14 protein-coding genes are annotated in these 11052 nt (G+C 39.8%); all 14 read right to left on the bottom strand.

Going from position 1 to position 11052, the window contains the following annotated elements:
- Positions 1 to 27: 27 nt before the first annotated feature.
- The 14 genes from flhB to BQ4305_RS19660 all read right to left on the bottom strand — a co-directional run bounded on the left by flhB (position 28) and on the right by BQ4305_RS19660 (position 11052).
- The gene (flhB, locus tag BQ4305_RS19725; RefSeq protein WP_199880768.1) at positions 28 to 1110 is read right to left on the bottom strand and encodes a flagellar biosynthesis protein FlhB; all 1083 of its coding nucleotides are present in this window, start codon (positions 1108 to 1110) and stop codon (positions 28 to 30) included.
- The gene (fliR, locus tag BQ4305_RS19720) at positions 1110 to 1889 is read right to left on the bottom strand and encodes a flagellar biosynthetic protein FliR (protein WP_110929429.1); all 780 of its coding nucleotides are present in this window, start codon (positions 1887 to 1889) and stop codon (positions 1110 to 1112) included. Before fliR ends, flhB begins: the two co-directional genes overlap by 1 nt.
- Before the next feature lie 2 nt (positions 1890 to 1891).
- Positions 1892 to 2161, bottom strand: a complete 270-nt coding sequence (gene fliQ / locus BQ4305_RS19715) for a flagellar biosynthesis protein FliQ (protein ID WP_110929428.1) — start codon at positions 2159 to 2161, stop codon at positions 1892 to 1894.
- A 12-nt stretch (positions 2162 to 2173) separates the two neighbouring features.
- Complete coding sequence (gene fliP / locus BQ4305_RS19710; protein WP_110929427.1) at positions 2174 to 2839, bottom strand: flagellar type III secretion system pore protein FliP; 666 nt, start codon at positions 2837 to 2839, stop codon at positions 2174 to 2176.
- A complete protein-coding gene (locus BQ4305_RS19705) occupies positions 2832 to 3506 on the bottom strand; it encodes a flagellar biosynthetic protein FliO (protein WP_110929426.1) in 675 nt (224 codons plus the stop codon). The genes fliP and BQ4305_RS19705 overlap by 8 nt, the downstream gene beginning before the upstream one ends.
- 12 nt (positions 3507 to 3518) lie before the next feature.
- On the bottom strand, positions 3519 to 3881 hold the full coding sequence (locus BQ4305_RS19700) for a response regulator (RefSeq protein WP_110929425.1): 363 nt from the start codon (positions 3879 to 3881) through the stop codon (positions 3519 to 3521).
- A 24-nt stretch (positions 3882 to 3905) separates the two neighbouring features.
- Positions 3906 to 5114, bottom strand: coding sequence for a flagellar motor switch phosphatase FliY (gene fliY / locus BQ4305_RS19695; RefSeq protein ID WP_110929424.1), 1209 nt, complete (start codon positions 5112 to 5114; stop codon positions 3906 to 3908).
- Positions 5104 to 6102 carry a flagellar motor switch protein FliM gene (fliM, locus tag BQ4305_RS19690; protein ID WP_110929423.1) on the bottom strand — a complete coding sequence of 333 codons (999 nt, stop codon included), beginning with the start codon at positions 6100 to 6102 and terminating at the stop codon, positions 5104 to 5106. The genes fliY and fliM overlap by 11 nt, the downstream gene beginning before the upstream one ends.
- A 49-nt stretch (positions 6103 to 6151) precedes the next feature.
- Positions 6152 to 6583 carry a flagellar basal body-associated protein FliL gene (gene fliL / locus BQ4305_RS19685; RefSeq protein WP_110929422.1) on the bottom strand — a complete coding sequence of 144 codons (432 nt, stop codon included), beginning with the start codon at positions 6581 to 6583 and terminating at the stop codon, positions 6152 to 6154.
- The gene (locus tag BQ4305_RS19680) at positions 6570 to 6794 is read right to left on the bottom strand and encodes a flagellar FlbD family protein (RefSeq protein WP_110929421.1); all 225 of its coding nucleotides are present in this window, start codon (positions 6792 to 6794) and stop codon (positions 6570 to 6572) included. The genes fliL and BQ4305_RS19680 overlap by 14 nt, the downstream gene beginning before the upstream one ends.
- Before the next feature lie 53 nt (positions 6795 to 6847).
- Positions 6848 to 7708: a flagellar basal body rod protein FlgG gene (gene flgG / locus BQ4305_RS19675; protein ID WP_110929420.1), complete on the bottom strand. Its 861-nt coding sequence runs from the start codon at positions 7706 to 7708 to the stop codon at positions 6848 to 6850.
- 40 nt (positions 7709 to 7748) lie between these two features.
- Positions 7749 to 8384, bottom strand: coding sequence for a flagellar hook assembly protein FlgD (gene flgD, locus BQ4305_RS19670; protein WP_110929419.1), 636 nt, complete (start codon positions 8382 to 8384; stop codon positions 7749 to 7751).
- Between the two features lie 11 nt (positions 8385 to 8395).
- Positions 8396 to 10288, bottom strand: coding sequence for a flagellar hook-length control protein FliK (locus tag BQ4305_RS19665; RefSeq protein WP_199880767.1), 1893 nt, complete (start codon positions 10286 to 10288; stop codon positions 8396 to 8398).
- Between the two features lie 131 nt (positions 10289 to 10419).
- Complete coding sequence (locus tag BQ4305_RS19660) at positions 10420 to 11052, bottom strand: MotE family protein (RefSeq protein ID WP_110929417.1); 633 nt, start codon at positions 11050 to 11052, stop codon at positions 10420 to 10422.

Below are 11052 nucleotides of genomic sequence, written 5' to 3'. Positions count from 1 at the left end.
TAACTCTCTCCTAACTACTGTTAACACTCATATTTTCCCTTTCGTTTTGTATACGAAGGCTAAGACTTCTGCGATAGCCTTGAAAAACTCCTCGGGAATAGCTTGTCCGACTTCAGCCTGGTCATAAAGTGATCTGGCCAAGGGCCGATTTTCAACCATGATGACGTCATTTTCTTTAGCAATATACTTTATTTTTTGTGCGAGATAATCCATGCCTTTAGCTATAACATAAGGTGCATCAGACTTTTCTTCGTCATATTTCAAAGCAATTGCAAAGTGGGTCGGATTTGTGATGACAACATCTGCATTTGGCACTTCCTGCATCATTCTTTGCATCGCCATCTGACGCTGTTTCTGTTTAATCTTTGATTTAATAAGCGGATCGCCTTCACTGTTTTTATATTCGTCCTTTATATCCTGTTTGGACATGCGGATGTTTTTTTCAAAGTCATATTTCTGATACATATAATCTAAGATTGCTATAAATAGTAAAGCAACAGCAGCATAAATACCGACGCTTGCTGTAATATCACCTAAAATGGAAAGGGCGCTGCCTACAGAAACTTGAGACAGTTCGATAATTTCATCCATACGCTGCCATAGTACATAAAAAACTACAAGACCAACGAAGGATATTTTCAAGAGCGACTTGAGCAGTTCAACTAGTGCTCTCATAGAAAAAATTCGTTTGAATCCTTTAATAGGATCTAATTTCTCCAGCTTAAACTGAATCGTTTCCGCTGAGAATAAAAAACCGGTTTGCATGAGATTAGCAGCAATCCCTGCGGCCAAAGCCACACCAAATATCGGAGCCAAAACCAATCCCATAGATGTCATGACTTCTGCAAGCAAAAGCGGTACATTATCTTCAGTCAGGTTTTCCTGCATCCTATTTTGAAAGAAATCTCTCATGATTCCAATAATGTGCTTATACATGAAGGGCCCGGCAAACAGCAGTACAGCAAACACCGCTGCCAGATTAATAGCCGTATTAACATCCTGACTTTTGGCGACTTGTCCTTTTTTTCTCTGGTCCTGCCTTTTTTTAGGAGTGGCTTTTTCCGTTTTTTCACCGGCAAAAAATTGGAGGTCAACCTTCAATAATTTCATCAGCCCATCCCTCCTATCACCTGCATCAAGGTCCTCATCGTTAAAATAAGATATTCAAAAAGACCGGCAACAGCTTTCATCATCATTCCCAGTACAATAATCAAGACAAGAAAACTTGCAATGATTTTGACTGGTATACCGACTACAAACACATTCAGCTGGGGAACCGTTCTGGCAAGGATTCCAAGACCGACATCGACCAAAAAGATGCTACCGACGACCGGAATGGCCATCTGAAAAGCAATGATAAATGACTTATTAAAGGCCAGGATTACTTGGTTTATAAGTTCTTCTTTTCCAAAAGGAATAAACATTTGTTCCAAAGGTATGAATTGATAGCTGTAAAAAATTCCATCTAATAAAAGGTGATGTCCGTTCGTACTAAGTAAAAACAACAGAGCAATTATATAGAGATACTGCCCCATTAACGGACTTTGTGCGCCCGTTTGGGGATCAATGACATTTGCGATGGAAAATCCCATCTGAAAATCTATTAAACCGCCGGCAATCTGAATGGCGGTAATAATGACGTAACTGATAAATCCGATAAACAATCCGACAAGAGCTTCTTTAATAATTAAAAGGAAAAATTCAGCATCAATTTCCAGTACCGGGATATCCAATGTATAGTACATAATCCAGGCCAAGGCTACACCTAACCCTATCCGATGTGACGCAGGGATCGTTCTATATGAAAATATTGGCATAGCAACAAAAAAAGTCGTTACTCTGACAACAACTAACAAAAATGCTGGGAAATGCGGTAAAATTTCTTCCATTTTCAGCCCACGAACCGATTCAGGTTCCCAAAAATCTCATTTGCGTAGGAAAGCAATTGACTGATCATCCATGGAGCCAGAATAACAAGTCCGAGCATCACTGCCACAATTTTGGGCACGAAAGCCAATGTTTGTTCCTGAATTTGTGTAGTTGCCTGAAAAATACTGATCAGCAGTCCGACCAGCAACGCGATAATCATCAGAGGCCCCGCTAAAATCAGGACGGTGTACACTCCTTTTTCAGCTATGTCAATAACAAGATCTGCATTCATTTTTTCACCCGCTTAGAAGCTTTGTAATAATGATTTAACTACTAAATACCAGCCATCGACCAGAACAAAGAGAAGAATCTTAAATGGCAATGAAATCATGACAGGCGGCAGCATCATCATCCCCATCGACATTAGAACACTGGCAACGATCATATCAATCACCAAAAAAGGGATAAAGATCATGAACCCTATCTGGAAAGCTGTCTTAATTTCACTTATCGCATAGGCCGGGACCAGTGCTGTCAAAGGAATATCCTGAACGGTTTCAGGCTTATCCATTCCTGCATAATTTAAAAAGAGAGCCAAATCCTTTTGTCTCGTATGCTGGCTCATAAAGTCTTTAAATGGCACTGCTGCTTTCTCGTACGCTTCCTCAAGATTGATTTTCTCCTCAAAAAGCGGAGTCAGGGCTGTCTTGTTTACTTCCTGAAACGTCGGCGCCATGATAAAAAAGCTCATAAACAAGGCAAGACCAATTAATACTTGGTTTGGCGGCATTTGCTGAGTAGCAAGGGAAGTTCTTACAAAACTCAGGACAATAATGATTCGGGTAAAGCATGTCATTAATATTAAAATACTCGGTGCCAATGACAAAACCGTCAGCAAAAGAAACAATTTTACAGAAGCGGAGACATTGGAAGGGTCGCTGTTGTTGAAAAATTCCATGAATTCATTCATCCCGGTCCCTTCCTTTCCGTTCCAAATCTTTCAATCTATCTTTTCTATCCTCTTTCAATTCTTTGATTTTATTTTTAAACACAGATTGGAAATCTTCCTTTTTCTGTGGCTTCAAACCAGCCTTCAAATCAGTTAATTTAGCCAGAAAATCCATTGCTCCGGTTTGCTGATTAAAGGCGGTATTGCGGCTGTCCGTGATTTCCTTAATCTCTTTTTCATCGGTGATTTCCGATAACACTTGGATATTTTCACCGACACCCACAACCAATATTTTGCCGCCGACTTTTACAAGCTGGATGGAACGGTTGCCCCCAAGGCTTGTCCCACCCATATTTTCCAAAAAATTAGCTCTCTGGAAAGCTCTATTTTTTTTATTTATAAAGCGAAGTAATATGAATAATAAAGCAATAACGAATAGCAGTGCCGCTCCCATACGCAGAAAATCCAAAAAAGTAAGGCCTACTGCGTCTTTACCGGGAGCTTCATTTTGCTGCGAATTTTCGCTTTCATTATTGGCATTCTTTTGATCTCCAGGCTCCTCATATGCTTCCTTAACTGTCTCTGTATCACCTGACGCAGCATGGACCGGCATTGCGGCTGGCTGAAACAGGATGACAATGCCAAGAGACAGAAGCACACTTGCCATCCATTTTTTCAAAGAATACAAGATAATCCCCTCTTAGCCCAATGCCTTGTTGATTGCTTCTAATACTCTGTCAGCCTGGAATGGCTTGACGATAAAGTCCTTAGCACCGGCCTGGATCGCATCGATAACCATTGCCTGCTGACCCATGGCAGAACACATGATTACTTTAGCATTCGGATTAATATTTTTAATTTCTTTAAGAGCACTGATGCCATCCATTTCAGGCATTGTAATATCCATTGTCACGAGATCTGGCTGGGTTTCTTTATATTTTTCTACAGCCTGTGCTCCATCTGCAGCCTCTCCTACAATATCAAACCCGTTCTTTGAAAGAATATCTTTGATCATCATTCTCATAAATGCTGCATCATCAACGATTAAAATCTTTTGTCCCATTTCCATTACCTCCGAAAAGTGTGTCTATTTTAGATTATTTATCCGGTCGCTCGGGCTTACGATATCCGTAACTCTGACGCCAAAATTTTCTTCGATTACAACGACTTCTCCTTTAGCCATCAGACGGTTGTTAACCAAAATATCGACCGGTTCACCCGCTAATTTATCAAGCTCAACAATAGAGCCAGGTGTCAATTCCAATATTTCTTTAACCGAGCGCTGTGTCCGTCCCAATTCAACTGTAACCTGAAGCGGGATATCCATTAGCATACTCAAATTTCTTGACTCGGTTTCTTGAAGCTGATATGGCTGAAAGTTTGTGAAATTTGCAGGCTGTACATCGACGGGCTGGCCCTGCGGCATAGACTGAGAACCAAAGTACTGCGGTTCTGCAGGTATATTAGATTGCAACTGAGAAGCTGATGGATTACTCATTTGCCGGTCTGGTTCAGACGGCTCTTCTGGATGAGTTTGCCTAAGTTTGTCATCGTCTGCCTGCGCAGATTTCGTACTTTCCTTTAGTTCCATATCTGTTGATTCAATTGATTCCTGCATTAAATCTTCTACAAGACTTTTGGCAAAAGGCAAAGGAAGCAGCTGCATAATATTTGAATCTATCAAACTGCCCACTTTCAGCCGAAACGAAATCTTTACCAACAAATCTTCATTCGGAATTGTATTTTTCCCTTCACCCTGTGCAAAGTCCAGTAAATCAATGCTAGGCGGTGAAATATCTACCTTCTTATTGAAAATTGTTGACATGGAAGTTGCTGCTGAACCCATCATCTGATTCATAGCTTCCTGGACGGCACTTAACTGAATATCACCTAGCAGATCGCCTGGATTCAGTCCGTCGCCCCCAAGCATTAAATCAGCAATAATGGCTGCATCATTCTGCTCAATGACAAGCATATTCATTCCGAGAAAACCTTCTGTATATTGGACTTGAATGGCAACATACGGATGAGGGAATTCCTCTGAAAGCATTTTCTTTTCAATTAAATTAACTTTCGGAGTAGTTATATCTACTTTTTGATTTAACAAAGTAGACAAGGCCGTCGCAGAGCTTCCAAATGAAATATTCCCAATTTCGCCTAAGGCATCCTGTTCCATATTGGATAAAAAATCACCAATTTCAAGATTATCATGGTTCATTTCTGCTTCGTCTGTCTCCGAACTTCCTTTTAATAATGCATCAATCTCATCTTGAGAAAGCATACCATCACTTACCATCTTCGTCTCCCCCCTTCAAAACTTCAAGAATTTGAATTGCTAGTTTCTTTCCTGCCTTCCCTGGCTGTGCCGTATATTTTGGCACTTCTCCGACTTTAACAAGCATCGGAGAGCTTAAAGGTCTTCCTAAATCGATGACATCTCCGGCTCCAAGCTGCAGAAAATCTTCAATACTTATATCCGTCCGGCCTAATTCGGCCATAATAGGAAGCTTTGTCTTTTTAATCCGTTTCTCTAACAGCTCTACTTCCTCAGGAAGTCTTTCCTTTTGTGCAGTCTGCATCCAGTAATGGGCAGAAAGTTTAGGAATAATGGACTCCAGAACAACATGAGGAATACATATATTTAACATGCCCGTTGTTTCTCCCACCTGAGTATTCAGGGAAATGACCACTACTGTGTCATTAGGAGAGACTAGCTGCAGAAATTGCGGATTGATTTCAAAATCTGTCATCACCGGATCAATATCAATAATTGCGGACCATGCTTCCTGTATATTTTCAAATGCTTTTTCAAATAAATTGGACATGATTTTTGTTTCAATCTCTGTCAGATTTTCTACTTTATTGACACTTACTCCTCTGCCTCCCAAAACCCTGTCCATCATTGCATAAGCTATATTCGGATTGACCTCTATAATGATATGTCCATCAAGAGGCGGTACTTCAAATACATTCAAAATAGTCATTTTTGGAATCGACCTCACAAATTCCTCATAAGGAATTTGATCAGCGGAAGCCACACTGATTTGAATATATGTTCTTAACTGGGCAGAGAAATAAGTTGTCAGCAGTCTCGCAAAATTTTCATGTATTCTTGTTAAGCTTCGAATCTGATCTTTAGAAAAACGTAATGCCCGTTTAAAGTCATAGACCTTTACCCTTTTCTCAACTTCTTCTTTCTTTAATTCCTCAGCATCCATTTCCCCTGTTGAAATGGCAGATAATAATGCATCAATTTCAGTTTGAGAAAGAATATCTCCAGACAATGTGTTCACCTCCAGACTCGCTGCACCTATTCGACAGTCTTAAAATTCCTTATTGAAGGATGGAGGAAGTTATATATACCTTCACAACCTGTCCTTCTTGCATCACTTTATTGACTTCTTCTTTAATCTTTGTCTGTAATGCTTCCTTGCCTTTTTTTCCTGTTAATTGTTCAGCCTTTGTTTCCGATAGCTCCGTAATGATAATGTTCTGAACTTGAAAGTTTCTTTTTTCCAGCTCTTCTTTCGCTTTTTTGCTGTCAGTCTGGATTGTAAAGGAAATTTTGATGAAATCATTACCGGCCAGGTTTGTTGTAATTTCCGGGATTTCGACAGAAGCCTTCACAATTTCATCAATGGATGGTTCGGACTCAGCAGAGGTTGGTTCGCCAACCTTCGTTACCACAACAACCGCTATCACACCTACCAATGTAATGGCAACCATCATAATGAGCATGATGGTCAATACTTTATTCTTCATGATTTATATCCTCCAGATTATTGCAAACCCCTAAAACATTGACTTCTTTGTAAAAATTCTTAATCTCTCTTACAACTTGCTCTTCCTTTTCGAGCACGACGATTTTTTTCCCATTTGTAAAAGTGATGGTTGTGTCCGGCAGCGATTCAATCATTTCAATATATAATGCATTAATAGTAAAACGTTTCCCGTTAAGCCTTGATACTTTAATTATGTTTTACCGGAGCAAAACCGGGTAATTCCGCTTCAGCTCCGTCCCTCCCTTACTTATCTTTTCAGGTTGACAAGTTCTTGCAGAATTTCATCGGAGGTGGTAATGATTTTGGTATTTGACTGGAATCCCCGCTGTGCCACAATCATGTCCGTAAACTCTTCGGATAGATCAACATTTGACATTTCCAATGAACCGGCAGCAATGGTTCCTCTGCCATCCCCAGCGACCCCTGTATTCGGTGCGCCGGAACTTATCGATTGCTGAAACGTATTGCCGCCCGCTTTGGTCAGCCCAGAGCTATTGCTGAACTTTGCGAGGGCAAGCTGTCCAAGCGTAACAATTGAACCATTTGAATAAACCCCATTAATTTCACCGGAAGAACCAATATTAAAGCTCTCAAGCTTTGCTTCAGTACCGTCAGCATTCTGCAATACGTCATTAACGTCAATGGAAATATCACCATACCCTCCATTGACATTAACATTCCCATTCTCATCAGCCGGATAACCCTGCACTTTCAATCCTTCTGAATTAACCAGTGTGCCATTCTCATCCAGATAAAAGTTTCCGGCACGGGAGAAATAATCAGCATCCCCATTTTTCATGACAAAATAGCCATCTCCTGAAATAGCCAAATCCAGGTCTCTTCCTGTTGTCTGCAGACTTGATTGCGTATGGATCGTGTCAATTGCAGCAACTGTCGAACCTAATCCAACCTGTTTGGAATTGGTACCGCCTTTATTATCTGTGGAGGCAGTCGCACCTGACAGTGTCTGATTTATTGTGTCGCTGAATGTCACCCTGCTCTTTTTAAAGCCGGCAGTATTGACATTGGCAACATTATTTCCTATTACATCAAGTTTTGTTTGAAACCCTTTTAAACCGCTGATACCTGAATACATTGAACGTAACATATAAATTTCCCCTTTCTATTTTAAAACCGTCTTAAAATCCTCAAACACTGCTTACTTTAATAAACTGGTCACTCGATAGTTTGGAATGGTTTTCATCATCAATCTCGTATTTCAGTTTGCCTTCACTCATTAATACCGATTTAACCATTCCCGATAACTCAGAACCAGCTTCATCAAGCCAGGTTACCTTCCGGCCAATTAGTTCGCTTCCTGTTGACAGGTTATTTATAGGTGTATCAGCTTTAATTTCTGATATATTCCCGGGTTCCAGCTTGGTTCCGTCTTCCAGAAAGAAGTAAACAGCATCTCCTTTGTATTGAATAGAAGCAATTCTGCCTGTACCTTCCTTAATATTAGGCTGTTCGTTACTATTCTCGTCCAAAGAATGCCATTTCACTTCCTTCCCGACAAAGGAATTATATTGGACTAGATTTTTTTGATCGTTAGAACTTTTTAATTCATCTATTTTTGTACCAATATTCATCATTTGCTCAAGAGTTGAAAAAGTAGCCATCTGTGCAATAAATTCAGTATTATCCATCGGATTGCTGGGATCTTGATTTTGAAGCTGGGTAATTAAAAGCTTCAAAAAATCATCTTTTCCAAGGTTATCTCCAGTTTTCCTTGTCTCCGTTTGGTTGCTTGGTAACAGCAAAGAGGTATCAATACTTGTCATATTTTCTTCTCCTACACTTCTAAGTTAAGCAGGGCATCATCCAGTGTTTCAGAAAAACCTGCCGTCTCTTCAGATTCATTTTCTTGCTTGGATTGATCTTGTGAGTGATTTCCCCTGTCCTGCTGCTCAGGTTCTTTATGGAATAAACGCTCCTGGTTTAAGCTTCCCGGCTGTTGGGAAATATCTATTTTATCCACTTGAATATTCTGAATGCTGAGAGCCTGTTTCAGAGACTGAAGCTGCTTTTCCAGAAGATCTTTTGCCTGTGCCGTAGTGGCCAGTATTTTGACAGTCATCAACCCATCTTTTTGAACCATCTCCACACGCAGAGAACCTAAATTTTCTGGATTTAAACGAATTAATAGCTTATTTACCCCGTTAATTGCCGAAAAATTCGCTTTTTTAAGGATTGCCGAAAATTCCTTGATAAATTGTTCCTGAGTAACTGGCTGTCCCTCTTTGACAGGAGAGAGGAAAAATTGTTCAACTTTTGACATAGGAGTCTGGAAATTTCCTTGGCTGCCGGTTTCCTGTAACCCGCCTTTTTCTTGCAGCTGAATTCCACTTTCTTTCTGTCCTTGGTTTCTAACGAAAAAACTTCCCTGGTTTAAACTTTCGATATTAATTTTGTCAACTTGGAGATTCTGAAAGCTGAAAGCCTGTTTTAGTGACGGCAGCTGCTTTTCAAGCAAGTCTTTAACCTGTGAAGTCGCAGTCATTATTCTAGCGCTCATTATGCCGTCTTTTTGTAGCATCTCTATACTAAATGAGCCTAATTTTTCTGGATTCAAGTGAACTAATAGCCTTTTACTTCCATCACCCCCAAAAAGATCCTCTTTTCTAAGAATGGCTGAAAATTCTTTAACAAATTGTTCCTGAGTAACTGGCTGTCCCTCTTTGACAAGAGAGAGGAAAGTTTCCTGTAACCCGCCTTTTTCTTGCAGCTGAATTCCACTTTCTCTCTGCCCTTGGTTTCTAACGAAAAAACTTCCCTGGTTTAAACTTTCGATATTAATTTTATCAACTTGGAGATTCTGAAAGCTGAAAGCCTGTTTTAGTGACGGCAGCTGCTTTTCAAGCAAGTCTTTAACCTGTGAAGTCGCAGTCATTATTCTAGCGGTCATTATGCCGTCTTTTTGTAGCATCTCTATACTAAATGAGCCTAATTTTTCTGGATTCAAGTGAACTAATAGCCTTTTACTTCCATCACCCCCAAAAAGATCTCCTTTTCTAAGAATGGCTGAAAATTCTTTAACAAATTGTTCCTGAGTAACTGGCTGTCCTTCATTTAAAAGTGTTAAGGAAAATGCCTCGGCTTTCTCAGTTAATTGAGGGTTCTCATTGTGTAATTGTTTTGCCGATAAAATCGGAAGATCTTGGTATTGCTTCTCTTCATTTACATTGAATTGATCCGTTACCAAAAGATTTTTGAACTTTTCTCCAATGGTTTCTAATAATTGTTCCGTATGAAGATTAAGGGTTTTTGCATCTTCAGAAGATTCATTTGTTTGTGTCAGTAAAGATTGCATTTTTGACCAGGCAATTATGTCAGCAGCCTCTTTCAATCCAAATTCTTCCAAATCTTCTGGCGCCATATTTGAAAGATTCTGCAATAAAGATTGAACAGTTAAAATATCAGCATTAAACAGTTCATCCTCCTCAATGCCCAGTTTATTAGCAGAGGGAAGCAAATCCTCAAGTTCTTTGCTCATCTCGCCATTATTACTCCATTTAAGCAGGAGATTCTGCGTTGCTTTAGCCTGTTCATCGCTCTTATCAGAATTCTCTGCATGGACTTGTTCTAAAAATTGAAGCAAATCTGTGATGATCTTTTTTTGTTCTTCGTTTACTGCTGGTTCTGTTTCTTGTTTATCAGATTCTTCCTCTGAAACAGCTGAATCCAATACTAAACTGAATCGTCCTTTACCGTCTGAATCTGATAGTTTTCCTGCACTTCCAAAGGACAGTCCGCTTTGTAAGGACAATGTTTCCAATTTCATAGTCTATCACCTCGCCAGCCCTGCTGATGTTGTATTTAATTTCCTTCTGCCTTGGCTGTCAAGCCTTTTGTAAATTTAGCGGCATCTTCTGGCGGCATCTGTTCTAAGATTTTAGCCAGCGTCTGCGCCTTTAGTGTCCCTAAAATTTTTAATGCTTCTTCTTCTGACATTTGGGAAAGAATAGGTGCTGCTTTTTTGGCAGACATGGTTTCATAGGTACGGGTAATTTCCTTTAATGTGTCTTCTTCTTTTTTTTCTGGTGAGCTGTCAGCTTCTTCAGCCTGCTGCTTTTTCAGTTGATCTTTTTCTGCCTCAAGCTTTGATATGGACTGATCCTTTGTATCTATAATGTTTTCAAGCTTTTTGATTTCTTCATTCTTTTTGCCAAGGTCCTCTTCCAGTTTTTGCACATTTTTTTCATACTGCTCAGGTGTCTGGTCTTTATTTGTTTTCGCCTGGTTTTCATCTTGCGTAAAAGGAATTTTCGAAAGAGTTTCTTTTGATTTATCTGCGATATCAAAACCTGCAAAGTGTAAGACAATACCGGTTACAAGAAGCAGAAAGAAAATAGGGATGACAAACACAAACAAAAACCATTGGAATTTCCCCGCTTTTTTTTCAGTCGATTCTTTCGGATCATGTTTGGATGTTTCTGGTTTTCTGCCCAT

The organism is Bacillus massiliglaciei (genome assembly GCF_900098925.1).
GTDB classification, from domain to species: domain Bacteria; phylum Bacillota; class Bacilli; order Bacillales; family DSM-1321; genus Peribacillus; species Peribacillus massiliglaciei.
The sequence above is the reverse complement of the archived record's forward strand: the minus strand, read 5'-3'. Positions and strand labels throughout refer to the sequence as shown.

What these genes read in the sequence shown, in the direction of transcription:
- BQ4305_RS19660 (WP_110929417.1), bottom strand. Translation starts at nt 11,052, where the DNA reads ATGGGCAGAAAACCAGAAACATCCAAACATGATCCGAAAGAATCGACT.
- BQ4305_RS19700 (WP_110929425.1), bottom strand. Translation starts at nt 3,881, where the DNA reads ATGGGACAAAAGATTTTAATCGTTGATGATGCAGCATTTATGAGAATG.
- fliY (WP_110929424.1), bottom strand. Translation starts at nt 5,114, where the DNA reads ATGGTAAGTGATGGTATGCTTTCTCAAGATGAGATTGATGCATTATTA.
- flgD (WP_110929419.1), bottom strand. Translation starts at nt 8,384, where the DNA reads ATGACAAGTATTGATACCTCTTTGCTGTTACCAAGCAACCAAACGGAG.
- fliQ (WP_110929428.1), bottom strand. Translation starts at nt 2,161, where the DNA reads ATGAATGCAGATCTTGTTATTGACATAGCTGAAAAAGGAGTGTACACC.
- flgG (WP_110929420.1), bottom strand. Translation starts at nt 7,708, where the DNA reads ATGTTACGTTCAATGTATTCAGGTATCAGCGGTTTAAAAGGGTTTCAA.
- flhB (WP_199880768.1), bottom strand. Translation starts at nt 1,110, where the DNA reads ATGAAATTATTGAAGGTTGACCTCCAATTTTTTGCCGGTGAAAAAACG.
- fliR (WP_110929429.1), bottom strand. Translation starts at nt 1,889, where the DNA reads ATGGAAGAAATTTTACCGCATTTCCCAGCATTTTTGTTAGTTGTTGTC.
- fliP (WP_110929427.1), bottom strand. Translation starts at nt 2,839, where the DNA reads ATGAATGAATTCATGGAATTTTTCAACAACAGCGACCCTTCCAATGTC.